The organism is Bacillus sp. FSL K6-1284 (assembly GCF_038002625.1).
Taxonomy (GTDB): Bacteria; Bacillota; Bacilli; order Bacillales; family Bacillaceae; genus Bacillus; species Bacillus paralicheniformis.
On record NZ_JBBOCW010000001.1, the window covers coordinates 1,320,294 to 1,347,038 of the forward strand.

Annotated in this window: 24 protein-coding genes, 1 pseudogene and 1 other annotated feature; of the genes and pseudogenes, 21 read left to right on the top strand and 4 right to left on the bottom strand. The window is 46.0% G+C overall.

Annotated features, from left to right (window positions below):
* Nucleotides 1–21: 21 nt before the first annotated feature.
* The 7 genes from MHB72_RS06695 (at nucleotide 22) to MHB72_RS06725 (ending at nucleotide 7,587) form a co-directional block, all read left to right on the top strand.
* Nucleotides 22–810: a DUF2268 domain-containing protein gene (locus MHB72_RS06695; protein ID WP_216921097.1), complete on the top strand. Its 789-nt coding sequence runs from the start codon at nucleotides 22–24 to the stop codon at nucleotides 808–810.
* 191 nt (nucleotides 811–1,001) lie between these two features.
* On the top strand, nucleotides 1,002–1,976 hold the full coding sequence (locus MHB72_RS06700; protein WP_003180594.1) for an ABC transporter ATP-binding protein: 975 nt from the start codon (nucleotides 1,002–1,004) through the stop codon (nucleotides 1,974–1,976).
* 42 nt (nucleotides 1,977–2,018) lie between these two features.
* Nucleotides 2,019–3,002 carry an ABC transporter ATP-binding protein gene (locus MHB72_RS06705; RefSeq protein ID WP_195536434.1) on the top strand — a complete coding sequence of 328 codons (984 nt, stop codon included), beginning with the start codon at nucleotides 2,019–2,021 and terminating at the stop codon, nucleotides 3,000–3,002.
* A gap of 112 nt (nucleotides 3,003–3,114) precedes the next feature.
* Nucleotides 3,115–4,746, top strand: coding sequence for a peptide-binding protein (locus MHB72_RS06710; RefSeq protein WP_023856647.1), 1,632 nt, complete (start codon nucleotides 3,115–3,117; stop codon nucleotides 4,744–4,746).
* A gap of 75 nt (nucleotides 4,747–4,821) precedes the next feature.
* Nucleotides 4,822–5,772 carry an ABC transporter permease gene (locus MHB72_RS06715; protein ID WP_023856648.1) on the top strand — a complete coding sequence of 317 codons (951 nt, stop codon included), beginning with the start codon at nucleotides 4,822–4,824 and terminating at the stop codon, nucleotides 5,770–5,772.
* An 18-nt stretch (nucleotides 5,773–5,790) separates the two neighbouring features.
* Nucleotides 5,791–6,705, top strand: coding sequence for an oligopeptide ABC transporter permease (opp4C, locus tag MHB72_RS06720; RefSeq protein WP_023856649.1), 915 nt, complete (start codon nucleotides 5,791–5,793; stop codon nucleotides 6,703–6,705).
* Between the two features lie 129 nt (nucleotides 6,706–6,834).
* Nucleotides 6,835–7,587, top strand: coding sequence for a YjbA family protein (locus MHB72_RS06725; RefSeq protein ID WP_003180605.1), 753 nt, complete (start codon nucleotides 6,835–6,837; stop codon nucleotides 7,585–7,587).
* Between the two features lie 244 nt (nucleotides 7,588–7,831).
* Here the strand turns inward: MHB72_RS06725 and trpS are convergent, their stop codons facing one another.
* Complete coding sequence (trpS, locus tag MHB72_RS06730) at nucleotides 7,832–8,824, bottom strand: tryptophan--tRNA ligase (RefSeq protein ID WP_023856651.1); 993 nt, start codon at nucleotides 8,822–8,824, stop codon at nucleotides 7,832–7,834.
* Nucleotides 8,825–8,876: 52 nt separating this feature from the next.
* Nucleotides 8,877–9,098, bottom strand: a binding site (T-box leader).
* A 461-nt stretch (nucleotides 9,099–9,559) separates the two neighbouring features.
* Between trpS and MHB72_RS06735 the strand changes: the two genes are divergently transcribed.
* The 7 genes from MHB72_RS06735 to spxA all read left to right on the top strand — a co-directional run bounded on the left by MHB72_RS06735 (nucleotide 9,560) and on the right by spxA (nucleotide 16,523).
* Complete coding sequence (locus MHB72_RS06735; RefSeq protein ID WP_020450931.1) at nucleotides 9,560–11,185, top strand: peptide ABC transporter substrate-binding protein; 1,626 nt, start codon at nucleotides 9,560–9,562, stop codon at nucleotides 11,183–11,185.
* A 94-nt stretch (nucleotides 11,186–11,279) separates the two neighbouring features.
* Nucleotides 11,280–12,215, top strand: coding sequence for an ABC transporter permease (locus MHB72_RS06740; protein WP_020450932.1), 936 nt, complete (start codon nucleotides 11,280–11,282; stop codon nucleotides 12,213–12,215).
* 4 nt (nucleotides 12,216–12,219) lie between these two features.
* Nucleotides 12,220–13,137, top strand: a complete 918-nt coding sequence (locus tag MHB72_RS06745; RefSeq protein ID WP_023856653.1) for an ABC transporter permease — start codon at nucleotides 12,220–12,222, stop codon at nucleotides 13,135–13,137.
* 13 nt (nucleotides 13,138–13,150) lie between these two features.
* Nucleotides 13,151–14,218, top strand: a complete 1,068-nt coding sequence (locus MHB72_RS06750) for an ABC transporter ATP-binding protein (protein WP_025808305.1) — start codon at nucleotides 13,151–13,153, stop codon at nucleotides 14,216–14,218.
* A 1-nt stretch (nucleotide 14,219) separates the two neighbouring features.
* Nucleotides 14,220–15,143, top strand: a complete 924-nt coding sequence (locus MHB72_RS06755; RefSeq protein WP_105980875.1) for an ABC transporter ATP-binding protein — start codon at nucleotides 14,220–14,222, stop codon at nucleotides 15,141–15,143.
* Between the two features lie 228 nt (nucleotides 15,144–15,371).
* Nucleotides 15,372–15,950: a GNAT family N-acetyltransferase gene (locus MHB72_RS06760; protein ID WP_003180619.1), complete on the top strand. Its 579-nt coding sequence runs from the start codon at nucleotides 15,372–15,374 to the stop codon at nucleotides 15,948–15,950.
* Between the two features lie 177 nt (nucleotides 15,951–16,127).
* Entirely contained in the window at nucleotides 16,128–16,523 is a 396-nt protein-coding gene (gene spxA / locus MHB72_RS06765; RefSeq protein WP_003180621.1) for a transcriptional regulator SpxA, read from the top strand.
* A gap of 30 nt (nucleotides 16,524–16,553) precedes the next feature.
* Here spxA and MHB72_RS06770 read toward each other — a convergent pair whose 3' ends face one another.
* Nucleotides 16,554–17,216: a TerC family protein gene (locus MHB72_RS06770; protein WP_020450936.1), complete on the bottom strand. Its 663-nt coding sequence runs from the start codon at nucleotides 17,214–17,216 to the stop codon at nucleotides 16,554–16,556.
* Nucleotides 17,217–17,394: 178 nt separating this feature from the next.
* Between MHB72_RS06770 and MHB72_RS06775 the strand changes: the two are divergent.
* From MHB72_RS06775 to MHB72_RS06800, 6 genes and pseudogenes are all read left to right on the top strand, one after another.
* Nucleotides 17,395–17,520: pseudogene (locus MHB72_RS06775) on the top strand (hypothetical protein).
* Complete coding sequence (gene mecA / locus MHB72_RS06780) at nucleotides 17,502–18,140, top strand: adaptor protein MecA (protein ID WP_003180627.1); 639 nt, start codon at nucleotides 17,502–17,504, stop codon at nucleotides 18,138–18,140. The pseudogene MHB72_RS06775 and the gene mecA overlap by 19 nt, the downstream one beginning before the upstream one ends.
* 237 nt (nucleotides 18,141–18,377) lie before the next feature.
* A complete protein-coding gene (locus MHB72_RS06785; RefSeq protein WP_216921099.1) occupies nucleotides 18,378–19,682 on the top strand; it encodes a glycosyl hydrolase family 8 in 1,305 nt (434 codons plus the stop codon).
* 222 nt (nucleotides 19,683–19,904) lie between these two features.
* Nucleotides 19,905–20,921, top strand: coding sequence for a tripartite tricarboxylate transporter substrate binding protein (locus tag MHB72_RS06790; RefSeq protein ID WP_254122203.1), 1,017 nt, complete (start codon nucleotides 19,905–19,907; stop codon nucleotides 20,919–20,921).
* A gap of 100 nt (nucleotides 20,922–21,021) precedes the next feature.
* Nucleotides 21,022–21,477 (top strand): tripartite tricarboxylate transporter TctB family protein, encoded by a 456-nt coding sequence (locus MHB72_RS06795; protein WP_025811638.1) that lies wholly within the window; start codon nucleotides 21,022–21,024, stop codon nucleotides 21,475–21,477.
* Nucleotides 21,478–21,499: 22 nt separating this feature from the next.
* Nucleotides 21,500–23,005, top strand: coding sequence for a tripartite tricarboxylate transporter permease (locus MHB72_RS06800; protein ID WP_003180636.1), 1,506 nt, complete (start codon nucleotides 21,500–21,502; stop codon nucleotides 23,003–23,005).
* Between the two features lie 19 nt (nucleotides 23,006–23,024).
* Here MHB72_RS06800 and MHB72_RS06805 read toward each other — a convergent pair whose 3' ends face one another.
* Both MHB72_RS06805 and MHB72_RS06810 read right to left on the bottom strand, forming a co-directional pair.
* Nucleotides 23,025–23,744 (bottom strand): response regulator, encoded by a 720-nt coding sequence (locus MHB72_RS06805; RefSeq protein ID WP_020450941.1) that lies wholly within the window; start codon nucleotides 23,742–23,744, stop codon nucleotides 23,025–23,027.
* Nucleotides 23,745–23,747: 3 nt separating this feature from the next.
* Nucleotides 23,748–25,310, bottom strand: a complete 1,563-nt coding sequence (locus MHB72_RS06810) for an ATP-binding protein (protein ID WP_216921103.1) — start codon at nucleotides 25,308–25,310, stop codon at nucleotides 23,748–23,750.
* A gap of 170 nt (nucleotides 25,311–25,480) precedes the next feature.
* Between MHB72_RS06810 and MHB72_RS06815 the strand changes: the two genes are divergently transcribed.
* A complete protein-coding gene (locus tag MHB72_RS06815) occupies nucleotides 25,481–26,629 on the top strand; it encodes a competence protein CoiA family protein (protein WP_216921105.1) in 1,149 nt (382 codons plus the stop codon).
* The last annotated feature ends 116 nt before the right edge of the window (nucleotides 26,630–26,745 follow it).

Sequence of the window (26,745 nt, forward strand, 5' to 3'; positions counted from 1 at the left end):
TGAAAAAGGAGTGTGATCTAAATGAGTATAGCAAGCACGTATGAATGGCTTGAACAGGCTTCATCCGTGCGGGAATTGTCAAGCTTTCTCCTGCCGTATTTTAAAGGCGCTTCAAAAGCGGATGCGGCGGCGATTGTCAGCCACCTGCAGACCCACGGCATGTTCCGTTCGTGGACGGACGGCGAGCGTACGATGAAGCAGCTTAAGAAAAACAGCGTATTTCAGCATGTCAGACGGGAAGAACAGCTGCTCTGCAAAAGATGGAATGGGCCGGATGTTCCGATTTTCATCCTGCCGGTCGATGAAAGAAACCGCAAAATCCGCGTCGAATTCGGCTCGAAATCAGGCCTTGCGTTCAGCGACAAATTATTTTTGTTTTTATCGGCCGATCTTCCCCGGTCATCGATTTCTGCGATCATGACGCACGAATATAATCACGTTTGCCGGTTAGAAAATATGCCGAAAGAAGAAAAAAAGATGACGCTGCTTGATACAATCATTCTCGAAGGCATCGCAGAATATGCCGTTTTCGAATGGTTGGGGGAAGCCGAAACAGCTGCATGGACGTCATATTACTCCGAAAAACAGCTTTGTCATTTCCAGGACCGGTTCGTAAAGCCTCATTTCGAGCTGCGCCGACATGATAACCGACTATTTTCCAATATTTTATTTGGAAAAGGTCCTTACCCCGACATGGTCGGATATGCTGTCGGTTACAGTATTGTAAAAAAATATTTATCGGCTCGAAATTTGAAGGTTGCCGACGTTTTATCCTTCCCGTCAGAAGACTTTATAAAGCTATCGCTTTAAAATACTAAAATTATGGGATTAAATTAATATTATTACAAAAAATCAAAAAACTCCTTGCTTTTGTAATGATTATGTAATAATATACAACTATAAAATTTTAAGATAATTCAGTCATATTAAGAAAATTCTAAAAAAGTAATATATTAGTTTTTCGTAATATTTAACTTCTGGTCTATGGAAGGGGAATCTGGATGAGCGCATTGCTGGAAGTCAATGATTTAAAAACTTATTTTTTCAGAAAAAAACAGCCGATACCCGCAGTGGACGGCGTCGATTTTTCAATCAAAAAAGGAGAAACCGTGGCGCTGGTCGGTGAATCGGGATCCGGTAAAAGCATCACGTCTCTGTCTATCATGGGACTCGTCGAGGGCTCGGGCGGAAAGATCATGAACGGTTCCATCAAGCTCGAAGGACGGGATCTCGTTACATACAAAGAACAAGATTTATGCAAGATCCGCGGAAATGAAATCTCGATGATTTTTCAGGAGCCGATGACCTCGCTCAATCCGGTTTTGACGATCGGCGAACAAATCACAGAGGTGCTGATCTATCATAAAAAGCTATCGAAAAAAGAAGCCGCCAAAAAAGCGGTAGAATTATTAAAGCTTGTCGGATTTTCGAGGGCAGGCGAGCTGATGAAAGAATATCCGCACCGCCTGTCGGGCGGCATGAGGCAGAGGGTGATGATCGCCATTGCCTTAAGCTGCAATCCGAAGCTGCTCATCGCGGATGAACCGACTACAGCGCTTGACGTCACCATTCAAGCGCAAGTGCTGGAACTGATGAAAGACCTATGCGACAAATTCGATACCTCCATACTTCTCATTACCCACGATCTCGGCGTTGTGTCCGAAATTGCGGACCGCGTGATCGTCATGTATTGCGGACAAGTTGTTGAAAATGCCACAGTAGATGAACTATTCGATGAACCCCTGCATCCCTACACAAAAGGACTGTTAAACTCCATCCCTGTTATTGAAGGCTCCATTGAAAAATTAACAGCCATTAAAGGAAATGTGCCGACGCCTGACAACCTTCCGGCCGGCTGCCGGTTTGCTCCGAGGTGTCCGAGTGCGGGCGACAAATGCTGGGGCGCGCAGCCGGACTTGAAGACGCGTCCGGACGGCCGGTCTGTCAGATGTTTTTTATATGAGGAGGGAGAATAAGGGATGACTTCATCAGCTGAACGATTACAGCCCGGAGAGGAAATGAACCCGCAAGAATCCCTTCTGGAGCTGAAAGATGTCAAAAAGTACTTTCCGATCCGCTCAGGGATATTTCAGAAAAAAATCGGCGACGTCAAAGCGGTGGACGGCATTAGCTTTTCGCTTAAACGCGGCGAAACACTCGGCATTGTCGGTGAATCGGGCTGCGGAAAGTCGACCGCCGGACGGACGATGATCCGCCTTTATAAACCGACGGCAGGACAGATCTTTTACAAAGGTCGCGACATTTCAAGTTTGTCGGAAGAAGCGTTGAGAAAGAGCGTCCGCAAAAACATCCAGATGGTTTTCCAAGATCCGTTTGCCTCACTGAACCCGAGAAAAACGCTGCGTTCCATCATCAAAGAACCCTTCAACACGCATCATATGTACAATTTCAAAGAGCGCAACGAAAAAGCCGAAGAGCTTTTGGCTAAGGTCGGGCTGCACCCGTCGTTTGCGAACCGCTATCCCCACGAATTTTCCGGAGGGCAGCGCCAGCGGATCGGAATCGCGCGGGCGCTGGCTTTAAATCCAGAGCTTATTATCGCCGATGAACCGGTATCCGCATTGGACGTGTCAATCCAGGCTCAAGTGATCAACCTGATGGAAGAGCTTCAGGAAGAATTCAATCTGACATATTTGTTCATTTCCCATGACTTGAGCGTCGTCCGCCATATCAGCGACAGGGTCGGCGTCATGTATCTCGGCAAAATGATGGAACTGACAGACAAGCATGAGCTGTACAACAACCCGCTTCATCCATACACGCAGGCGCTTCTGTCCGCCGTTCCCGTCACCAGGAAGAAAGGCGGAACAAAGCGGGAGCGAATCGTTTTAAAAGGCGAGCTGCCGAGCCCCGCCAACCCTCCGAAAGGCTGTGTCTTTCATACGAGATGTCCGGCCGCAAAAGCGATTTGCGCGGAAGCCGAACCTGCTTTCAAGGAAGTGAAAACAAACCATTTCGTGGCATGTCACCTTTACGAATAAAGGGGAAGGCCGTCACATATTAAATCCTTGAGAGGGGGAATGTCTTCTTTAAAAAACGGGGGTCAATCGGGTGGAAAGAAGGACAACAGTTTAATAAGGGGGAATTCATAAAATGAATAAACGCAAAACAGGATTTTCAATTTTAAGCTTGCTGCTGATCTTATCGATTTTTCTAACGGCCTGCAACAGCGGCGAAGTCGGAGGGGATGAAAAAGAAGGCAAATCTGACGGGAAGCCGCAAAAGGGCGGTGACTTGGTCATCGGTTCTACAGGGGAGCCTACGATGTTCAACGCTTTATATTCAACCGATGTGTCAAGCTCTGATATTGAAGGGTTTATTTTTGACGGACTTGTCGGCTCTGACACCGATTTGAATCCGACGATGAAGCTTGCTGAAAAAATAGATCAGTCGGAAGACGGCATAACGTATAACGTGACTTTGAAAAAAGGCGTAAAATGGCATGACGGCGAGGAGTTTACGGCCGATGACGTCGTGTTTACGTATAACATCCCATTAAGCAAAGACTATGCCGGTGAGCGCGGCTCCAATTTTGGAATGATTGATAAAGTGACGAAAAAAGGAGACTACGAGGTTGAATTCAAGCTCAAGCATCCGGACCCTTCATTTTTGCCTGTCTCTTTAAGCTACGGAATCCTCCCTGAGCATATTTTAGGGGACGTGCCGATTAAAGACCTTGGCGAACACGAATTTAACAGGAAAAAACCGATCGGAACGGGACCGTTTAAATTCGTAGAGTGGAAACAGGGGCAATACGTTAAAGTGGAAGCATTTGAGGATTACTACGGTGAAGGGCCATACCTTGACACGCTGACATACAAAGTGATTCCGGATGCCAATGCAGCGATCGCCCAGCTTCAGGCGGGAGACATTAATTATTTCGTCGTCCCGGGCACGGATGTGAAGACGGTCGAAAAATTCGATCATGTCAAGCTTGAGTCTGATCTAGGCCTGAACTATTCATACCTCGGCTGGAACGAAAAAAATGAGCTGTTTAAAGATAAAAAAGTCCGCCAGGCCTTAACCCATGCGATTGACCGCGAATCGATCGTTCAAAATGTGCTGGACGGCGATGGGGAAGTCGCGAATATTCCGGAAAGCCCTTTATCATGGAACTATCCGAAAGACATTGATATTCCGGTCTTTGAATACGATCCGGCAAAAGCGAAGAAAATGCTCAAAGAAGCGGGTTGGGAAGATACAGACGGTGACGGCATTTTAGACAAAGACGGTAAAAAGTTCTCCTTTACCATTAAAACGAACCAGGGAAATAAAGTACGCGAAGATGCCGCGGTTGTCATCCAGCAGCAGCTGAAAGAAGTCGGAATCGAAGCGAAGCCGCAAATCGTCGAGTTCAGCGCTTTAATTGAACAAACGAGCGCGCCAAACTGGAATTATGACGCACTCCTGCTCGGTTGGAGCTTGGCGACCTTCCCTGATCAATATGATATCTTCCACTCCAGCCAGTCGAAAGCGGGCTTAAATAACATATGGTACAAAAACGAAGAAGTCGATAAGCTTCTCGTCGACGCGAAAAAACTGAAGGATCGGAAAGAATATTCGAAAGCTTACGAGAAAATTTACAAAATGATTGCCGAAGATCAGCCGTATACATTCCTGTTCTATTATAACTACCACCGGGCGATCCCTAAAAACCTGAAAGGCTTCGAATTTCATCCGAAAAACGATTTCTATGAAGTGAACAAATGGTGGCTGAAAAAATAATCTAATATTCTCTAAAGGGAGAGGGGATGTTCCTCTCCCTGGTTTTTAAAATCCATGATAAAAGGGGAATAGAAGATGGTTACATACATTATTCGGAGAACGCTGATGTCTATTCCGATCCTGTTTGGGATTACCATTCTTTCTTTCGCGATCATGAAAGCGGCTCCCGGTGATCCGGTGTCACTGATGGTCGATCCGTCCATTAAACAGGCTGACCGCGAGAAGTTCATCGAAAAATACGGACTGAATGAGCCCGAACATATTCAATATTTGAAATGGCTCGGCAATATGATGCAAGGGGACTTTGGCACTTCGATCGTCAGGAAAGGAACGCCTGTTATCGATTTGATTCTTGCCAGGCTTCCGAATACGCTTTTATTAATGCTTGTATCAACGATTCTGGCGCTTCTGATTTCGATCCCGCTCGGCGTGCTCTCGGCGAGGCGGCCCTATTCAAAGCTTGATTACGGTATTACGTTTACGTCTTTTATCGGACTTGCTGTTCCAAACTTTTGGTTCGGTTTAATTTTAATTATGGTGTTATCCGTGAATTTAGGCTGGTTTCCGACCGGGGGCGTTATGACGCTGAATTCGGGTTTTAGCTTGTGGGATCGGATTCATCATTTAATTTTGCCTGCTTTCGTACTCGCCACCGCAGATATGGCCGGGCTTACGAGATATACAAGGTCAAGCATGCTGGATGTGCTGCGCCAGGATTTTATCCGGACGGCAAGAGCGAAAGGCTTTAAAGAAAATCGGGTCGTGTACAAGCATGGACTGCGGAACGGGCTGCTCCCGGTTGTGACGATTTTCGGACTGATGATTCCTTCCTTTATCGGCGGTGCGGTGGTGACCGAACAGATCTTTAGCTGGCCTGGACTCGGGAAGCTGTTTATTGATTCCGCGTTTCAAAGAGACTATCCCGTGATTATGGCGATGACCGTCATATCCGCTGTACTGGTTGTCATCGGCAATCTAATAGCGGACATTCTGTATGCGATCATCGACCCGCGGATTGAGTATTAAGAAAGAGGGGAGTAAATCATGACACAGCCAAATCCACAAGTGCCTTCAGCGGAGATCGGGCTTCAAGAAAACGTTTCGCAAAAACCGGAAACGATGACAAAAATCTTTTTCGAGAAGTTTTTCAAAAACAAGCTCGCTGTCATCGGCGGAATTCTCTTGCTTATCATTGTACTGTCGGCCTTGTTTGCACCGCTGATTGCTCCATACCCGCCGGAACAGCAAAATCTGATGAACAAATTAAAAGCGCCGAGCGCGGAGCATTTGATGGGAACGGATAAATTCGGCCGGGATATTTTCAGCCGCCTGTTGTACGGCGCACAAATCTCGCTGCTCGTCGGTTTTGCGTCTGTCCTCGGGTCGATCACCATCGGAACCGTTGTCGGAGCGATCGCCGGCTATTTCGGCGGAATCATTGATGCCATTTTAATGAGAATTGTTGATATTATCTTATCCATACCCGACATCTTTCTGTTAATCACGCTGGTCACCATCTTCCAGCCGGGCATAGATAAACTGATTTTAATATTCGCCTTGACGAGATGGACGACGACAGCGCGCCTTGTCCGGAGCGAGTTTTTGTCCTTGAGGTCGAGGGAGTTCGTCTTGGCGGCGAAAACGATCGGTACAAGAAATTACAAAATCATTTTTTCTCATATCCTTCCGAATGCGATGGGGCCGATTATCGTTGCCGCGACGCTTTCCGTCGGTACCGTAATCCTTGCGGAATCGGCATTAAGCTATCTTGGATTCGGGGTTCAGCCGCCGATGGCAAGCTGGGGAAACATGCTTCAGGATGCACAGAACTTTACGATCATGATCCAGGCGTGGTGGTATCCGCTATTCCCGGGCCTGATGATCCTGCTCACTGTGCTGTGCTTTAACTTCTTAGGCGACGGACTCCGAGATGCGCTTGATCCGAAGAATATTAAATAAAAAGCTGAGGGATGTAAGCCCTTGGCTTTTTTTGATAGCGATTGCCATAATCTCATCCGCTTGGAATAAATTCCTGCCCCCTTGCCTATACTGTGGACAACAGTTTTTATTAAAAGTGAGGGGTTAGAAATGTTGTTTCTTCATGATGTGTGGGTGAATTGGTTTGAGGGAGAAGAAAATGGCTACAACGTCTGCCACTTTCATGAATGGCGGAAGGAAGACAGTGTTGAATTGCTTGACCAGGTGCCTTTGTTAAGGGTGTCGTCCGTTTTGTTTCACTACATAGAAAATGATTTGTCAGAGCTTCCGGCCGAATTATTGAACGAGGTTCATCAAAAAGCGTATATTCGTAAAAATCATGAGCGGACACAGCTTGATCATTGTTTCGTCGTAACGGACGGCATTGGTATTCTCGCGGTCGATACGGCCGGTTACACAATACCGGTAAGAAAAAGCCGCCTCATTCCGAGACAGGAGCAGCTCGTTTATGAAATGGTGAAGGACGTTGAAGCGGAAACTTACGAGTTTGCACCAGAGAAGCTGCAATCTTCCAAAGAATACCACATTTTATCTTTATCACCGGAGCATGTCAGAGGATTAACGAGAAAAGAACGCCAGCTCAAACAGCTGCTGTTCATGGCGCTCGATCAGCTCAAAGGGCTCCAAAACCGGGCCGAGATCGCTTATTGGTACACCGAATGGAATCCGTATATGTATGAACAGATCAAGCGCATGACATTTGAAGAAATCTGGGACATGCTTTTCAATGAGACGATCGACGGATGGTCAGACAAACACAGGGACTTTTGTGAAAATTTGATTAAAGGACAGCCGTTTTTTGAAAAGCTTTGGGAAATTGAGAATGAGTCTAAAGTCAACTAAATTAAGAATCAAGACTGCCGGAAGTGCGGCGGTCTTTTTATTTGTAAAAGCGAAAATTCTATATTGAAAAATAAAAAATATGAGCTGTCTTTCTGACAAAGCGGTCAATGAAGGACTGGAGACATGTGTTTTGAATCATTTATTATAGAAATATCGTGATCCGGAGGCAAGTAAATGCGGAGCTGCGGCTGTTCTCTATGAAAAACACCTTCCGATTATCGTACAATCGGAAGGTGTTTTTGGATCAGCGTCTTTTTCGGCCGAGTCCCATCGCGTTTTCCATTTTTTTCAGCATCTTGTTTGCTGTTTGATTTGCGCGTTCGGCGCCTTCGTCCAAAATCCGGTCCAGCTCTTCAGATTCGATCAATTCGTGGTAACGGTCTTGAATCGGTTTCAGCGCGCCGATGACGACTTCGGCAAGGTCTGATTTAAATTCGCCGTAGCCTTTGCCTTCGTATTTTGCTTCAAGCTCTTCGATTGAGACTTGTCCGAGAATCGAATAGATCGTCAGAAGGTTGGATACACCGGGTTTGTTTTCTTTATCATATTTGACGATTCCGTCGGAATCCGTGACAGCGCTTTTGATTTTTTTCTCAAGCTGTTTTGGTTCGTCGAGCAGGGTGATGAACGCTTTTTGGTTCGGATCGGATTTGCTCATTTTTTTGAGCGGGTCGGCAAGCGACATAATGCGGGCGCCGACCTTCGGTATTTTAACCTCCGGAACCGTAAAAATGTCATTATATTTCTTATTGAAACGCTCCGCCAAGTTCCGGGTTAATTCAAGATGCTGCTTCTGATCTTCTCCGACAGGGACGACGTCTGTTCCATAAAGCAGAATGTCCGCCGCCATTAATGGAGGATATGTCAAAAGCCCGGAGACGACGGCTTCCTTTCCGGCTGATTTATCTTTGTACTGCGTCATGCGCTCAAGCTCGCCGATGTAGGCGACACACTGGAGCATCCATCCCGCCTGGGCGTGTGCAGGCACTTCCGATTGGATAAACAGCGTCGCTTTTTTCGGATCGAGGCCGATCGCCAAATACAGCGCGGCAAGGTTCCGGATGTTCTTTCTCAGCGCGAGCCGGTCCTGCGGGACTGTGATCGCGTGCTGATCGACGATGCAGAAGTAACAGTTGTAGTCATCCTGCAAGTCGACAAACTGCTTCATCGCTCCGATATAGTTGCCGAGGGTGACAGAGCCGCTCGGCTGGATACCGGAAAAAATCGTTTTTTTCATGTGAATCCCTCTTTCCATTTCAAAATAAAAAGGCCCATTCTTCCCTTAAAAGAAAAGGGACGAATGAACCGTGGTGCCACCCTGATTATTTCATTATGGTCAAAATGAAATCGCTCTAGACGTTTGTAACGGAGTCTTCTCCGGCTGAGCCTACTTATCCGTGTTCGGTCAGCTGCTCCGAAGCCCATTCCACATTCTCCATTATCCGCTCCCAGCACCGCGGACTCTCTTTAAATGGGAAGAAATGTGTACTCTTCTTCTTCATCGCATGTTATTCATAATTTTATTATATATAAATTTTAAATGAAAGTCGACAGCCTTGGGGAAAAGAAAACGAATACCGGGCTGAATAAAGTTGGCGCGGCGACATCTGGTTCGATATAAAGAATGGTTAATGTTATATGTGTAAAACGTTTTAACCTGTAAAACATAAACTTTCCTTTTAATGTGGTTACGCTTTAAAACAGAGAAGTGTATTTGTACATTTGGCAGAAAACCTGACAATCATAAATAGTTTGAATAAAAAAATAATTGAAAATTAATATTGCAATAAATTATTCTATTAATTATAATGAATTTGTTCACCTCGGTGTTACAGGTTTCTTACATAACAAATATTCAGAAAAGACGAAACAGAGGAAAAAGTATGGCAAGTGGGCCTATTACTTTTTTATGATAAATCTGAATGTTCAGGAGTAAGGAACTAAAAAAACAAGAAATTGGGGGGGTTTCTCTTTGAAGAAGCGTTTGTCATTTATCAGTTTAATGCTCATTTTCACACTCGTCCTCAGCGCCTGCGGCTTCGGCTCAAGCTCCGGTGACGGCGGTAAAAAAGACAGCAAAGGGAAAGACACATTAAATGTCAACATTAAAACAGAACCGTTTTCACTACATCCGGGACTCGCAAACGATTCGGTGTCTGCAAACGTGCTTCGTCAGACTTTTGAAGGATTGACGACAATCGGTAAAGATGGAAAGCCGGTTGAAGCGGCAGCCGAAAAAATCGAAGTCAGCGACGACCAAAAAACATACACATTCACGCTCCGCGACGCGAAATGGTCAAATGGAGATCCTGTAACAGCAGAGGATTTTGAATACGCATGGAAATGGGCGCTCGACCCTAAAAACGAATCGCAATATGCGTATCAGCTTTACTACTTAAAAGGCGGAGAAGCAGCGAACACCGGCAAAGGGAAAATTGAAGATGTCGGCGTTAAAGCTGTTAATGATAAGACTTTAAAAGTCGAGCTTGAAAAACCGACACCGTATTTTACTGAACTGACAGCATTCTACACATATATGCCAGTCAATAAAAAGGTAGCAGAGAAGAATGCGAAATGGTACACAAACGCAGATGAGAACTACGTATCTAACGGACCTTTCAAAATGGCGAAATGGAAGCACAGCGGAAACATCGTACTGGAGAAAAACGACCAGTACTGGGATAAAGACGCTGTTAAGCTGAAGAAAATCAATATGGCGATGGTCAACGATCCGAACACTGGTCTGAACATGTACAAAAAAGGCGAGCTAGACTTTGTAGGACAGCCGCTTGACCAGATTTCAACGGATGCGATTCCAAGCCTGAAAAAAGAAGGCCTGAACATTGATCCGTTCGCATCGGTTTACCTGTACAAATTCAACACTGAAGCGGCTCCGCTGAACAATGTCAACATCCGTAAGGCGCTGACATACGCGATCAACCGCGAAGCGATCGTCAAAAACATCACGCAAGCGGAACAGCTGCCTGCGATGGGATTAGTGCCGCCGGCAGTCCACGGCTTTGAGTCAAATAAAGGCTATTTCAAAGACCATGATGTTGATAAGGCGAAAGAATACTTGGAAAAAGGTTTGAAAGAGCTCGGTTTGAAAAAAGCGTCAGACCTTCCGAAAATCACGCTTTCCTTCAACACGGATGAAGCACACCAAAAAATCGCTCAAGCCGTTCAGGAAATGTGGAACAAGGAACTGGGCTTAGATGTCGAATTAGGCAATGAAGAATGGAACGTATACATCGATAAGCTCCATGCAGGAAACTATCAAATCGGCCGTTTAGGCTGGACCGCCGACTTTAACGACGGAATGAACTTCCTTGAAACATACCGCGACAAAGAAGGCGGAAACAATGATACGAACTGGGAAAACGCAAAGTATAAAGAGCTGCTGAATAAAGCATCGAGAGAAACTGATTCAGCGAAACGCATCGAGCTGATGAAAGAAGCAGAAAGCATCATCATGGATGAGCTGCCGGTTGCACCGATCTACTTCTACACAATGCCGTATCTTCATGATGAAAGCTTAAAAGACTTTGTTCTAACTGGTACTGGTGAGATCTATTTCAAAACCGCGCATTTTGAATAAAATTGCATGAAAGTATATGGGGTTTAGACTTCCCCCCATATACTTTTATTTATGAAAAGAAGTTAATAGACTGAATATTCGGAGGTGTGTAAAATTGATTAAATTTTTAGGCCGTCGTCTTGTTTATATGTTAATTTCTCTCTGGGTTATCGTCACAGCTACCTTCTTCCTGATGAGAGCGATACCGGGCGGACCCTTTTCAGGCGAGAGGAAACTTCCCCCTGCAATTGAAGCCAGTCTCAATTCCTACTATGGTTTAGACCAGCCTCTTTTTAAACAATATCTCGATTATTTAGTATCGGTAGCAAAGTGGGATTTCGGGCCGTCATTTAAATATAAGGGACAAACTGTGAACGACTTGATCAGCTCAGGTTTTCCGATTTCTTTTACACTTGGATTGGAAGCGATTTGCCTTGCGCTCGCTTTCGGCGTATTGTTCGGCGTGATCGCCGCGCTGAAGCGAAACAAGTGGCAGGACTACACAGCGATGATCATTGCGGTTGTCGGGATCTCTGTTCCGAACTTCATCATGGCTGCACTTCTTCAATACGTGCTGGCAATGAAGCTGGGCATGTTCCCTGTCGCACAATGGGAGTCATGGGGACATACTGTGCTTCCTGCCATCGCAGTCGCCTCGATGCCGATGGCGTTTATCGCCCGTTTGACGCGTTCGAGCATGCTTGAAGTGTTGAGCAGCGACTATATCCGCACGGCACGTGCAAAAGGTTTGAGCACACCGGCCGTTACGTTTAAGCATGCGATACGAAATGCCATCATGCCGGTTGTTACATATATGGGGCCAATGGCGGCGTCCATTTTGACAGGAACATTTGTCGTCGAAAAAGTATTCGGTATACCGGGACTCGGCATGCACTTTGTCACCAGCATTACGAACCGAGACTACACGGTGATCATGGGTGTTACCGTCTTCTTCGGGGCAATCTTGCTGCTTTGCGTCTTGATTGTCGATCTTTTATACGGCTTAATTGATCCGCGCATTAAACTGTTTGGCGCTAAGAAAGGGGAGTAAGAGGATGCAGCAAATACCAAAAGACATGTTTGAACCTGCAGCTGTTGACCATAGCGAAGCCGAAAAGATCTCAAAGAAAAACCTTTCATTTTGGACAGACGTATTCTTGAGATTTAAAGAAAACAAGCTGGCGCTGTTTGGACTGGTGGTTCTGATCCTGATCGCTCTGATGGCTATTTTCGCGCCGGTATTCTCAAGCTTTCAATATGAAGAAACGGATTTAACGAATGCGAACCAGCCGCCGAGCGGCGAGCACTGGTTTGGAACAGATGACCTTGGAAGGGACGTATTCGTCCGTACATGGGTCGGTGCACGCATCTCGCTGACAATCGGACTGGCTGCCGCGCTGATCGACGTTTTGATCGGTGTGATATGGGGTGCGATATCAGGCATCAGAGGCGGACGTACTGACGAAATTATGATGAGAATTGCAGATGTTTTATGGGCGATTCCTTCCTTATTAATGACGATCCTGCTGCTCGTAGTGATGGGAAAAGGCTTGGTCACGATGATCGTCGCGATGGTTATTACGGGATGGATCAACATGGCGAGAATCGTCCGTGGACAAGTACTCCAGCTCAAAAATCAGGAGTTTGTGCTCGCCTCAAGAACTTTGGGAGCGAAAAACTCGCGCATCATCAGAAAGCACTTGCTGCCCAACATCATGAGCCCGATCTTGGTCACCATGACATTAACCGTGCCTACGGCTATTTTCTATGAAGCGTTTTTAAGCTACCTCGGCCTCGGGGTTCCGCAGCCGCTTGCAAGCTGGGGAACGATGGCTACAGACGGTGTGCAGGGATTGGAATATTACCCATGGCGCCTGTTCTTCCCGGCTACTTTTATCTGTCTGACCATGTTTGCATTCAACGTTATCGGCGACGGACTGCGCGACGCTTTAGATCCGAAGCTGCGTAAATAAAGGAGTGAGAAAGATGAAACACTTACTTGAAGTGAAAGATTTAGCCATTTCTTTTAAAACATACGCCGGAGAAGTACAGGCGATCCGCGGCGTCAACTTTCATGTTGACAAAGGAGAGACGCTTGCGATCGTCGGAGAATCCGGATCAGGCAAAAGCGTCACTTCGCAGGCGATTATGAAACTGATTCCGATGCCGCCGGGCTATTTTAAAAACGGACAAATTTTATTTGACGGACAAGATCTGGTTCCGAAAACGGAAAAACAAATGCAGTCAATCAGGGGAAAAGAGATCGGCATGATCTTTCAGGATCCGATGACTTCTTTGAACCCGACGATGAAAGTCGGCCGTCAAATCACAGAAGTGCTGTTTAAGCATGAAAAGATCTCAAAAGAAGAGGCCAATAAGCGGGCGGTAGAGCTTCTCAGCCTGGTCGGAATTCCGATGCCTGAACGCCGCGTCAACCAGTATCCGCACGAATTCAGCGGCGGGATGCGGCAGCGCGTCGTCATCGCGATGGCGCTTGCGGCCAATCCAAAGCTTTTAATCGCGGACGAACCGACGACAGCTCTTGATGTGACGATTCAGGCGCAGATTTTAGAGCTGATGAAAGAATTGCAGAAAAAGATCGAGACATCCATCATTTTTATTACGCACGATCTCGGCGTTGTCGCGAATGTCGCAGACAGAGTCGCCGTCATGTACGCGGGACAAATTGTGGAGATCGGTACGGTCGACGAGATTTTCTACAACCCGAAGCATCCGTATACATGGGGGCTGTTGGCATCAATGCCGAGCCTTGACAACGACGGTGATGAAGAATTAATGGCGATACCGGGGTCTCCGCCTGATTTGACCAATCCGCCGAAGGGCGATGCTTTTGCATTAAGAAGCCCTTACGCAATGAAAATCGATTTTGAACAAGAACCGCCGATGTTTAAAATATCTGATACACACTATGTGAAGTCATGGCTTTTGCACCCGGACGCTCCAAAAGTCGAGCCGCCGGCGGCTGTCAAAAGCAAGATGAAGGAGTTTAGAAATCAGTATGAAAAACCGGTTGAAGTGAAAGAAGGTGAATGATGTGGCAGAAAAACTGCTCGAAATCAAGAATTTAAAACAGCACTTTTCAACGCCGAAAGGGATTGTGAAAGCTGTTGACGGAATCTCTTTTGACATTTACAAAGGAGAAACGCTCGGTCTTGTCGGTGAATCCGGCTGCGGAAAGTCGACGACCGGCCGTTCGATCATTCGTTTGTATCAAGCGACTTCCGGAGAAGTCTTGTTTAAGGGAAAGAATGTCCACGACAAAAAGTCTGCCAAGGACCTTCTCGAATTCAACCGGAAGATGCAGATGATTTTTCAGGACCCGTATGCTTCCTTGAACCCGCGGATGACGGTTGCCGACATCATCGCAGAAGGAATTGACATCCACGGTTTGGCCAAAACGAAAAAAGAGCGGCTTGAGCGCGTTCATGAACTCCTCAAACTCGTCGGCTTAAATAAAGAGCACGCGAACCGCTATCCGCACGAATTCTCCGGCGGACAGCGCCAGCGGATCGGAATCGCAAGGGCGCTTGCGGTCGAGCCGGAATTCATCATTGCCGATGAACCGATCTCCGCTCTGGACGTGTCCATTCAGGCGCAAGTCGTCAATTTAATGAAGGATTTGCAAAAGGAAAGAGGGCTTACATACCTTTTCATCGCTCACGATCTGTCGATGGTCAAATATATCAGCGACAGGATCGGCGTCATGTATTTTGGGAAGCTTGTTGAATTGGCGCCGGCAGATGAACTGTATGAAAATCCGCTTCATCCGTATACGAAATCATTGCTTTCCGCCATTCCGCTCCCTGATCCGGATTATGAGCGCACGCGCGTGCGGAAGACGTATGATCCAAGCGTCCACCAGCTGAAAGGCGACGAACAGATGGAGCTTCGCGAAGTAAAGCCCGGCCATTTCGTCATGTGTACAGAGGAAGAATTTAAAGCCTATCAAACCAAATAAACGAAGCAGGAAGACAGCCGTCACAAGGCTGTCTTTTTTTTATGCCGAACAACCGCCGTCAATTTTTTGAGAAAAAATTTGAAACCTTCGCGGGAGACAACCGTCTTAGTATATGTAGGTAACATGCTCAGCTTCACTGAAGCTCCTTTCTAAAAGATTTTGTTTAAACTAAAAAGAAAGCGGGTATATCTAAAGTGTGAAATTAGAACATCCATAAGGAGCAAATCAATGAACTGGTATGAGAAGCTTAGCGAGTATTTCCCAATTGAAGAAATGAAATCAAAAGAGCACATGGAAGCATTGTTAAAGGAACAAAACGATATTTACCATAAAGAAGAAGGCCGTCATCATGTGTTGATGTACGCCGAATTCGACTCTTTTATTTTCATCGACTATTTATTCGTTTCTAAAGACGCGCGAGGACAGGGACTTGGTTCCAAGCTGATTGAGAAGCTGAAAAAGAAAAACAAACCGATCCTCCTCGAAGTCGAGCCCGTGGATGAAGATGATGCCGATACGGCGAAACGTCTTAAATTTTATCAAAAGGAAAACTTTAAACACGCTGAGTCGATTGGTTACCGTCGCCGGTCACTCGCAACCGGCAAAGTGAACAAAATGGAGATTTTGTATTGGTCTCCAAAATCAAACACAGAGAAAGAAGTATTTGACGCGATGAAAGAAACGTACGAAAAAATCCATACATACAAAGATGAGAAGTGGTATGGAGAATCTTATGAAGATGTGGATGACGTCCTTACGATTGTTGACGATCATAAACAAAAAAACATTTTCGATGAATTGAGCTAAATGAGAATAACAGATGGCATAAAAAAGCAAAAGTCGCTGGATTGTCAAAAAATTTCTGTTACAGACTGTTCACACTTACTTTTTTATAGTATAATACTCAATAAAGATTACTTTTTTAGATTTATTTCAATTTAAGAATACGCTAATTTCATTCTACTTTTTAAGGAGTGAAGCAATATGGTTACATTATATACATCCCCAAGCTGCACGTCTTGCAGAAAGGCGCGCGCATGGTTAGAAGAACATGATATTCCGTATACGGAAAGAAATATTTTTTCAGAGCCTTTATCAATTGATGAAATAAAAGAGATTTTACGAATGACGGAAGATGGAACAGACGAAATTATTTCAACCCGTTCCAAAGTGTTCCAAAAACTGAACGTCAACCTTGAAACAATGCCGCTTCAAGAGCTGTACCAGCTCATCAATGAACATCCGGGCCTTTTGCGCCGTCCGATCATCATTGACGAAAAGCGCCTGCAGGTTGGATACAACGAAGACGAAATCCGCCGCTTCCTGCCGCGCAAAGTGCGCACATTCCAGCTTCGTGAAGCGCAGCGTCTCGCAAACTAAAAGAAGGCTGAATTTTTCAGCCTTCTTTTTTTAATGCTTTTCACTCGTCTGTTCATAATAAATACTGGCTAAAATCACAAAAATCACCGTCAGGACGGGCAGCAGCATTTCGAGGGTGCTATGCTGCGCCATAAAGGAAGACAACTCCTGCTCCCTGACGATCATTTCGCCGCCGGTATAAGCGAGCAGTCCGCTTCCCGCGTATATGAAGAGCGGAAACTTTGCAAGGGCCGCTTGAATCAGCCTGCTGCCCCAAATGATGACCGGGACGGAGACCATCAAGCCGACAACGACTAGCATCAGGCGTCCGTGAGAAGCTCCAGCGACCGCAATCACATTATCGAGCGACATGAACAAATCGGCAATCACGATGATACGGATCGCCTTAAATAAAGATGTCCCGCCTTTGACATGCTGGGCATCTTTTTTCTCAATCAAAAGCTGATATCCTAAGTACAACAGGAAGATTCCTCCGATAAATTGCAGATAAGGAACCGCGAGCAGGTACACTGCTGCCATTGTTAGCGCGATTCTCATCATGATGGCGATCAATGTGCCGATGATGATCGCTTTTTGTCTTTGCCGTGGAGGCAAATGACGGCTTGCCATTGCAATCACAACAGCGTTGTCGCCGCCAAGTATGAGATCGATTCCGATGATCACAAGGAACGACATCAGTACATCGTGTTCCATCAACTGGCACCTCGCTTTGCCTTTGCATCGGGACTTGCCTAAAAGGCACCCGCATCTACAGCTGCTGCTTGTACAACTAATATATGAAGCAGGCCGGAAAATATGTTAGCTTGGCTTTGGAGGCGTTTTTATTTCTTTTCCGCCTTTTTTATCATAAAATAGAAAATAAAGATTGATTATGGATAAGGTTAAGAAGTGGACGTAATGGGTAAAGTGTAGTAAAGTACAATTAATTGGGAGCTTAGTTATCCCTTCAACATCTTACAAAGAAGGGAAGGTTGGCAAATGGAAATCGAAAGAATAAACGAACATACGGTTAAGTTTTATATTTCCTACGGTGATATCGAAGACCGCGGGTTTGACAGAGAAGAAATTTGGTACAATCGAGAACGCAGTGAAGAGCTTTTTTGGGAAATGATGGACGAAGTGCACGAAGAAGAAGAGTTTGCCGTTGAAGGCCCCCTTTGGATTCAAGTGCAGGCCCTTGATAAGGGATTGGAAATCATTGTGACAAGAGCTCAGCTGTCCAAAGACGGACAAAAGCTGGAACTGCCGATTCCTGAAGATAAAAAACAGCATGTAGCAGAAGAAAGCCTTGATGCTTTGCTTGACGACTTTCAAAAAGAAGAGCAGGCAGAAGAGCAGAAACTGCAGTTTGTTTTAAAGTTTGACGATTTTGAGGATTTAATCTCACTGTCAAAAATGTCTATCAGCGGCTGCCAAACGACATTGTACTCTCACGAGAACCGCTATTATTTATTCGTGGATTTCAGTGAACTGCCTGATGAAGAGGTGGAAAACCAGCTGAGCATTCTGCTGGAGTATGCCTCAGAATCAAAGACGACGATTCATATGCTGAAAGAGTATGGAACACTGATTGCAGCGGATCATGCTCTTCATACAATAAAAAAGCACTTCGCATAAAAAAGCCGGTTTCTTTTGAAGCCGGCTTTAACTTTCTGGAACAAATATAACAAAGAGCTTCAATTCTCCACAACTTCCCTCCTCCCGTTCTACATCTTTCAAACGGCTCACCACTTTCAAAAGAAAACGATCATTTCGGACCAAACCGAATAGGGTCAATCTGATCTATACACTTCCAGTTTCATTGATTAAGATGGATTGGTGTTATGACAAATTTTGAAAGGTGAGATTGATTTGATGCGAAAAAGTTTAAAATGGATCATGGCTGTCTTTATTGGTTTAACATGTTTTTGTGCCGCTTATTCTCAAACAGCCATGGCAGCCGTACATTCCAAGACTCCGGATATTCTCGGAACAACGGGTAAAAACAATTTGAATCAGGCCTATAAAAAATACTTTGATACAAAAGGCAATGGTAAAGGCGGATCGCTGTTTCATTATATGAAGGACGGTTCAGCTTACATCGCTTCGACGACGGACGATAACCTGGGAAATGGATACTACAGTGTCAAAACAGAGGGTATGAGTTACGGGATGATGATTACGCTGCAAATGAATGATGAGTATAAGTTCCAAAAGCTGTGGGATTTCGTCCGTAAATATATGCGCCATTCCGACAGAAACGACAGTTTGTACGGCTACCATAGCTGGCATATGAAAACGAACGGCTCAGACGTGCAAACCATTGATCAGAATGTTGCATCTGACGGCGAGGTCTGGTTTGCGGCAGCGCTCATGATGGCATCTGGCCGCTGGGGAGATAAAAAATACCCGTATGATTACAAAGCGCGGGCTCAAGACATGCTTGACGCTTTGGCCGGTGATGGAGAATACGCCAACACCGGTAAGGAATCGCGAGTGTTTATTAAAAACAGCAAGGATCAGCGCTATGCGATGGTTCGATTCGGCCCTTATGTCAATTGGACGGACCCATCCTACCACGTTCCTGCTTTTTTCGAGTTGTTCGCTAAAAGCGCCAGAAGCAGCCAGCAGTATTTTTGGAAAGATGCAGCAAACAAATCTCGAACATACTTGTCAGAAACAACGTTTAAAAGCGTGTTAAATAACGGATCAACCGTCACCAATGCGGCCACAGGGCTGTTTCCCGATGAAGCCGGCTTTGACGGCGTAAGCGATGCGGCTCATTCCTCAACGGAAACAGACCGAAATTTCAGCTATGATGCTTGGCGGACGGTGTCTCATATCGCTATGGATCATACACTTTGGTCCTCGGCAGATAATGCATATCGCGCCAGCGAGCAAAAAGCGGTTAACAAGTTCTTGACGTTTATGAAACGGGAAAACTACGGGAGAACGGCCCATGAATATACGCTGAATGGGACGGCCGTCAAAAAAGGAAGCCCGGTTGGCCTGATCGCCGCCAATGCGGGCGGCGCGACTGCAGCAAGCGATGCATCATTAAGGACGGGATTTGCCAATGCGTTTAACAGCACATATATTCCAGAAGATTATTACGGATCATGCCTTTACATGCTGAACAGCCTTGTGGCAAACGGCAAATTTGCAATGTACCTTCCTTAAAAAATGTAATATCAAATTGAAAGACTGACCCTTCTCTGCGGAGAGGGGTTTTTAATTGGCCAGAAGTTGATCCCGTAATTATCCTTTAACAAAAATTACATCTCTATTTGAGGAAGATTTTTTGTGAACTTTATGAACAAAAAGAATATTATGCAGTTAAACTGTGCACGAAAAGTCAGGAAAGCTATAATGAAAGCGATTACAATTAAGGGGGAGCACAACATGACAAAGAGGGGTAGATGTTACGGCTTTACAATTTTGCTTGTGTTTGCGCTGATTTTGGGAGGATGCGGCGGAAACACGGCTTCAAATAAAGCTGCGAACGAAAAAGACTTTAAACCTTCGAAAGCAATTGAGGTCGTTGCGCCTGCCGGAGCCGGCGGGGGATGGGATACAACGGCCAGAACGATCTCGAAAATTATGGGTGAAGAAAAATTGATTGAAAAGATGGCTGTCGTCAATAAACCGGGCGGCGGGGGAGCGTCGGGATGGTCGTATGTCCACCGCAAAAAAGGTGATAACCATACGTTGTTTGTTACATCTCCGCCGATTTTGTTCGTGCCTTTAAACGGACAATCCCAGTACGGTCACAATGATTTTACGCCGATCGCAAGCGTGATTGCCGACTACGGAGCGTTTGTCGTTCATAAAGATTCGCCTTATCAGTCGATGACAGATCTTGTGGATGCGCTGAAAAAAGATCCGAAAAAAGCCTCTATTGTAGGGACGTCTTCTCCGGGAAGCATGGACCACATGCAATTTGTCAGCGCTGTTCAAAAGGCTGGCGTTGATGCGAAAGAGCTGAAATACATTACGGCTCAAGACGGCGCCGGGATGAGCATGCTGCTCGGTAAAAAAGCCGACGTCTATTCGACGGGTGTCGGTGAAGCGGCCGAACAGGCGCGAGCCGGAAAAGTCAGAGTGCTGGCCATCACCGCTCCCGAGCGCATGAAAGGAGATACGGTCAAAGATTTTCCGACCTTAAAAGAGCAGGGAATCGATGATGAATTTACGGTCTGGAGAGGATTTATGGGACCTCCGGGGATGAGCGAGTCCGCCGTAAAATATTATGAAGAAAAAATCAAAGAGATGATGGAAAAAGACAGCTGGAAATCGATTCGGGACAGGTATGGATGGACGGATAAGTTTATGGGCTATCAAGAATTCAAAGACTATCTTGACGCTCAATATAAAGAAATGGAAGCGCTCCTTGATGATATCGGATTGGGTGGCAAATAAAATGGTCTCCGCGCGGTTGCCGGCACGGGAAAGCCTTAAAAGCTTTGCCCAGTACAGCCGGCGACCGGCAAGCTGAAATCGAGAAAGGCTGGTGTAAACCATGAGAATCACAAACCGGGCCGTTTCTGTCATCATTTTGGCTGTGGCAGCCATTTACCTGGCGTTCAGCTTTAATTTAGACAGCTATCCGTACGCGGTGATCGATGCGGACGTGCTGCCGAAAAGTTTAGGCATATTGCTTCTCATTTTGGGTGTATTTCTGTTTTTTGAAAAAGATCAAAAAGATACAACGGTGAAAAAGCTGTTTCAGCTGAAGAAAAAAGACGTCAAGGTCATGATGCTCTGTGTCGCTTCTCTGTTGATCTACATTTCGATTTTGGAATTCATCGGATTTTTGCTTTCTACGGTAATGCTGCTGATCGTTTTGCCCGCGGTGTTGGGATATCGAAATTGGACAACGGCTGCGCTCGTTTCACTGATTTTCAGCGGCACAATTTATTTTTCATTCAACTATGTGCTCAACATCATGCTTCCGCAGGGGGTTATGCCTTTTTAATCGAACATAAGGAGGAAAGTGCATGTTAGATAGTATATTATACGGATTTCAGGTGGCGCTGACTCCGCAGAATATCATGTTCGCTTTTATCGGGGTGCTGATCGGGACGGTTATCGGGATGCTGCCTGGGCTCGGGCCGATCACCGCGATTGCCATTATGATCCCGTTAAGTTACGGAATGGACCCGGCCTCCGCGTTAATTTTGATGGCGGGTGTCTATTACGGAGCGGTCTTTGGCGGTTCGACGTCATCGATTCTGTTAAATGCCCCCGGAGTAGCCGGCACTGTCGCAACATCGTTTGACGGCTATCCGATGGCAAAGCAGGGGAAAGCGGGAAAAGCCCTTGCCATCGCTGCAATCTGCTCTTTCGCAGGCGGAACGATCACCGTAGTTGCGCTGATGCTCGTCGCACCGACAATGGCAAACATTGCGGTGACATTTGGGCCGACAGAATATTTTGCATTGATGATGCTCGGCTTGGTGGCAATTTCAAGCCTTTCCGAAGGATCGACAGTCAAGGCGCTGATTTCTGCGACATTGGGCTTTATGACCGCTACCATCGGGATTGATCCGCAGACGGGGACCGAACGGTTTACATTCGGTGCGGCAAGCCTTCTGGAAGGCATCGATTTTCTGATCGTGGCTCTCGGTTTGTTTGCACTTGCTGAAGTTGCGTTCTTGATCAAGACGCGGAACAAGCCGATGACGGAAGGAGCGTCTCAAGTCGGCAGCCTGAAGGTGACGAAAAGCGAAATGAAAGAGATTTCGGGACCGATCGCAAGGCATTCGGTCATCGGATTTTTGCTCGGCATCCTGCCCGGTGCAGGGGCGACAATTGCATCATTTATTTCTTATATTACAGAGAAGAGAATCTCAAAACATCCTGAAACGTTTGGCAAGGGAAATATTAAAGGGGTCGCAGCACCTGAGACTTCGAACAATGCGGCAACGAGCGGCGCATTCGTACCCCTTCTGACACTCGGGATTCCCGGATCAGGAACAACGGCCGTCCTGCTCGGCGCCCTTTTGGTCGTCGGCGTTCAGCCGGGACCGCTCATGCTGACGGATCATCCCGACGTGTTCTGGGGCGTGATCGCAAGCATGTATATCGGCAATTTATTTCTGCTGATTTTAAATTTGCCGTTAATTCCTTTCTTGTCAAAAATTCTTCTGATTCCGAAGCAGCTTTTAATTTCGCTCATATTTGTTTTCTGCCTGATCGGCGTCTATGCTGTGACATTTAATGTCGTACATCTTTATATTCTGGTGTTCTTCGGAATCCTCGGGTATTTTATGAGAGTGCTGTCTTTTCCGGCGGCTCCGTTTATTTTAGCTTTTATTCTCGGAAGTTTGATGGAAGAATCGTTTAGACAAGCGATGACGCTGTCATCAGGAAGCCTGTCCGTGTTTTTTGAAAGTCCCGTCACAATCGGTTTATTGATTACGGCTCTTTTGTCGCTCATCGTACCACCGATTTCCCGGGCAATGAAGAACAAAAATAAAAAGTCGATCGATTTGGAAGGCTGAGCTTTTGATGTCCGGAACGCTACGTTTCCGGACTTTCATTTTTCACAGGCTTGTAGCGGCGTTCGGGACGTCCGACGGTTCCATAGAAAAGTTCTGTTTTTACATGCTTTTCCGCAGCTAAAAATTCTAAATAGCGCCTTGCGGTCGTCCGGCTGACACCGATGGTGCGCCCGAGATTTTCAGCGGTGATGCCATCGCTGTTTTCGCTTTTGTTTAAAACGCCGGCTACTTTTTTCAGCGTCAGGCCGTCGATTCCTTTCGGATAATCGGCTTCAGCGGTTTGTTTTTCTTTCATGATGCTTCGCCTTTTTGCCATCAAGCTGTCAACGTCTGTCTGATCGATTGAAGACATTTCATTTACCTTGAGCCGGTAGGACCGATAGTTTAACAGCGTTTCTTTCAACCTGGAAAACATAATCGGCTTGATCAAATAATCGACGGCTCCCGCGCGAATCGCCTGTTCGACATACTCAACTTCTTTCGCCGCCGTAATCATCATGACGTCTGTATGTCTGAGCTTTTGTCTGATCAGCCAGAGAAGCTCCATGCCTGAGCCGTCCGGCAGAAAAATGTCGAGCAGGACAAGATCGGGCTTCACGTCCGGAAGCAAATCCTTTGCATCTTGAAAATTTTCTGCGATTCCAATAACAGAAAATCCTTCAATTTTGCTGATCAGTTTTTGATGTATGTCAGCGTTCCTGATGTCATCCTCCACGATAAACACTTGTAATGCTTTCATAGGTCAGTCCCCCAGCGTTTCTCTATTTGGTATCACGACAGTAAACAATGCTCCGCCAAGGTCGCTTTTATCCGCTTTGATTTGTCCGTTTAACGCATTGACGGCTTCTTTGACTAAAAAGAGGCCGAGACCGCGGTGATTAGCCGCTTTTGTCGAATAAAACTTTTGAAAGATCCGCTCCTGTTCCCCCTCGGGAATACCGTCTCCCGAGTCTTCGACTTCAATTAAGATGTGATCTCCCCCGTCTGACAAGAAGACAAGGATGCTGCGGTCTTTTTTGTGGGAAACGGCGTCAAAAGCATTCTCAATCAAATTTCCTAAAATCGTAATGAATTTGCCTTTGTCCATTTCGTCCGGCAAAGCGTCCAATTTTGAGCTTTCATCGATTTCCAGGTTGATGTGCAGCTCTTTTGCACGGTTGACCTTTCCCAGCAGCAACCCGGAAAGAAGCGGATCAGGAATCGAATGGATGAGAAATCGCAGCATTTCCTGATGGCTTTTGTTCTCTTTTTGGATCAATTCGAGCGCTTCAGAATAGCTTTCCAGCTGGATCAGTCCCGCGATTGTGTTCAGCTTGTTTGAATATTCGTGGGTCTGGGCTCTCAGACCTTCCGCGTATTGCGAAGTTTGCGCCAGCTTTTTGGAGAGTTCGTCAATGTCCGTCTTTCTCCTGAAGCTTGCAACGGCCCCGCGGATTTTTTCGTTTTCGAAAATCGGCACTCGGTTGACGATTAATTCTTCATTTCCGATCGTTAATTCCTGATCTTTTTGCGCCGTTTTCGTTTTCATCACTTCGGGGAGCAGCGTATCTGGAAGAAGCTCGGAAATCGGTTTGCCGAGCCACTGATCTTCGCTTTCGACGCGAAGGAGCTCACAGGCTTTTCTATTCAAGAGCGTGATTTCTTCATGTTTGTTGATGGCGATCAAGGCCTCGTGCACAGATTCTGTAATCGCCTGTTTTTCAGTATATAATTGATTAATTTCATAAGGTTCAAGACCGAAAATGGACTTTTTGACATTGCGGGAAATATAGATGGCTCCCAAAACCCCCATCAGCACGACAAATCCTAATAAAAATATGAATTTTGACTGATATTGATAGACGATATCCTGAATATTTTCTTTTAAAAAACCGACTGAGATGATTCCGACGATTTTGCCGTTTTCATTAAGGATCGGGGCTTTGCCCCTGATGGCCGGGCCAAGCGTGCCGACGGCTTCCGAAATATATGCTTCCCCTTTTTCAAGAGCGCGCTGATTGTCTCCGCCGACCATCGGTTTGCCGATTTTTCCCGGGTGCGGATGAGCATAGCGAATCGCATCCGCCGAGCCGATCACAATGTATTGCGCACCGGACTGCTTTCTCGCGTTTTCTGCAATTGGCTGAAGGATTCGGGACGGATCGTCCGTTTCAAAGGCTTCCTGGACGGAAGGCATCTGGGCGAGCGTTTTCGCCATATCGAGCGCTCTGGCTTGAATTTGTGTTTTTAACGAATTTTCTAAAATGATTAAATAGAGGCCGCTCATAACAGAAAGCAAGATGAATAGCAGGGTGAGAATCAGCAATGTAAGCTTGGTGGTCAGCTTCCGTTTGATGTCAAAAACTCCTTTTCTAAAAATTTCGAGTTCTATAATACTACTTTATATAAAATCGGCCTAATTTTGAAGCGTTTTCAAAAAAAGGAAAGCTTCCGCGCATGTTGAATACTTGATCAAACAGGAAGGAGAGAGACAATATGTTCAGTGCAATGATCGATCAAGAAGAGATCATCTGTCTTGCCGACGGATACAAAACCGAAGATCTCAAGCGGTTGAGAAAAAGACATGCATTTTACTGTCCGGTTTGCCGGTGTGAACTCGACCTGAAAGTCGGTGCCGTCAAGCTCCCGCACTTCGCTCATAAGCCGGGTGCAGCATGTCCGGTGCAACATGAACCGGAGAGCTCCTATCACCTGAAAGGAAAACGGCTGTTGTACGAATGGCTCGGCAGACAAGGCTTCCGCCCGGTGCTTGAACCGTATTTGCAAGAGATCAGACAAAGGCCCGATTTGCTTCTGGAATACGGAACCCGCCAGGTTGCAGTTGAATTTCAATGTGCGAATCTCGATGCGGCAGCGTACCGAAAAAGAACGGACGGCTTTCTCAAACTGGGAATCGAGCCGTTGTGGATTCTGGGAGGTAACCGGATAAGACGCTTGACGAGGAGTTTTTTTCAGCTTTCAGGGTTTCACTGGCAGTTCGCTCAGAAAAGGGATAAGCCTCCTAAGCTCCTGTTTTTTTGCCCCGAACAAAAGGCTTTCATCATCCTCGAACACTTGATTCCCTTTCAAACAAACAAAACATCCGCATCCTTGCGTTTTCTCCCACTTGCTGAAGCAGGCTGGCATGATTTAACCGCATGGGAAAACTGTTCGCCTCTCCAGCTTAAAGGTTGGAAAGAAAACATCCGCAGCTTTCGAATGTCGACCGTGCGTTTTTTATCAAAAGAAGCGAAGCAGATGGCCGCGCTCTTTTATGAAAAGTTCCGGCTCCCGCTCCCGTTTTTCCCCTCAGAAGTCTTTCTCCCGGTGCCGTCAGGCTATATTTTTGCCCACCCGGTTTATGTGTGGCAAGGGCACCTTTTCTTATTTATAACGAAGCATGATACGTTTCGCCTGCAGTCTGCGGTTCATTATATGGACTGGCTCGTCAAGGGCAAAAGGCTGAAGCTGAGATGGAGCGGGCAGCAAACGGCTACTGATGCCGTTTGTGAATACATTTGTTTTTTGCATAAAAAAGGATTTTTAGAGAGGAAAGAGGAATTTTATTATTCCGCGGGTCCTGTTGCTCCGGAGCCGCGGCTGGAGACGCTGTTAAAAAGGGATGAACATTATTTTTCCGAATGATTATCAAGCCTTTCGTTCAACCTAAAGAAAGGAAGGTGGTGTCCGGGCTGTTTCAGATCAAAAGATATGTATTTTATTTTTTAACGGCGGGATTTTGCGTCTTTTTTTTCGCATAT

Coding starts and splice junctions, on each gene's coding strand:
- MHB72_RS06695 (WP_216921097.1), top strand. CDS start 22: ATGAGTATAGCAAGCACGTATGAATGGCTTGAACAGGCTTCATCCGTG.
- MHB72_RS06700 (WP_003180594.1), top strand. CDS start 1,002: ATGAGCGCATTGCTGGAAGTCAATGATTTAAAAACTTATTTTTTCAGA.
- MHB72_RS06705 (WP_195536434.1), top strand. CDS start 2,019: ATGAACCCGCAAGAATCCCTTCTGGAGCTGAAAGATGTCAAAAAGTAC.
- MHB72_RS06710 (WP_023856647.1), top strand. CDS start 3,115: ATGAATAAACGCAAAACAGGATTTTCAATTTTAAGCTTGCTGCTGATC.
- MHB72_RS06715 (WP_023856648.1), top strand. CDS start 4,822: ATGGTTACATACATTATTCGGAGAACGCTGATGTCTATTCCGATCCTG.
- opp4C (WP_023856649.1), top strand. CDS start 5,791: ATGACACAGCCAAATCCACAAGTGCCTTCAGCGGAGATCGGGCTTCAA.
- MHB72_RS06725 (WP_003180605.1), top strand. CDS start 6,835: ATGTTGTTTCTTCATGATGTGTGGGTGAATTGGTTTGAGGGAGAAGAA.
- trpS (WP_023856651.1), bottom strand. CDS start 8,824: ATGAAAAAAACGATTTTTTCCGGTATCCAGCCGAGCGGCTCTGTCACC.
- MHB72_RS06745 (WP_023856653.1), top strand. CDS start 12,220: ATGCAGCAAATACCAAAAGACATGTTTGAACCTGCAGCTGTTGACCAT.
- MHB72_RS06750 (WP_025808305.1), top strand. CDS start 13,151: ATGAAACACTTACTTGAAGTGAAAGATTTAGCCATTTCTTTTAAAACA.
- MHB72_RS06760 (WP_003180619.1), top strand. CDS start 15,372: ATGAACTGGTATGAGAAGCTTAGCGAGTATTTCCCAATTGAAGAAATG.
- spxA (WP_003180621.1), top strand. CDS start 16,128: ATGGTTACATTATATACATCCCCAAGCTGCACGTCTTGCAGAAAGGCG.
- MHB72_RS06770 (WP_020450936.1), bottom strand. CDS start 17,216: ATGGAACACGATGTACTGATGTCGTTCCTTGTGATCATCGGAATCGAT.
- mecA (WP_003180627.1), top strand. CDS start 17,502: ATGGAAATCGAAAGAATAAACGAACATACGGTTAAGTTTTATATTTCC.
- MHB72_RS06785 (WP_216921099.1), top strand. CDS start 18,378: ATGCGAAAAAGTTTAAAATGGATCATGGCTGTCTTTATTGGTTTAACA.
- MHB72_RS06790 (WP_254122203.1), top strand. CDS start 19,905: ATGACAAAGAGGGGTAGATGTTACGGCTTTACAATTTTGCTTGTGTTT.
- MHB72_RS06795 (WP_025811638.1), top strand. CDS start 21,022: ATGAGAATCACAAACCGGGCCGTTTCTGTCATCATTTTGGCTGTGGCA.
- MHB72_RS06800 (WP_003180636.1), top strand. CDS start 21,500: ATGTTAGATAGTATATTATACGGATTTCAGGTGGCGCTGACTCCGCAG.
- MHB72_RS06805 (WP_020450941.1), bottom strand. CDS start 23,744: ATGAAAGCATTACAAGTGTTTATCGTGGAGGATGACATCAGGAACGCT.
- MHB72_RS06815 (WP_216921105.1), top strand. CDS start 25,481: ATGTTCAGTGCAATGATCGATCAAGAAGAGATCATCTGTCTTGCCGAC.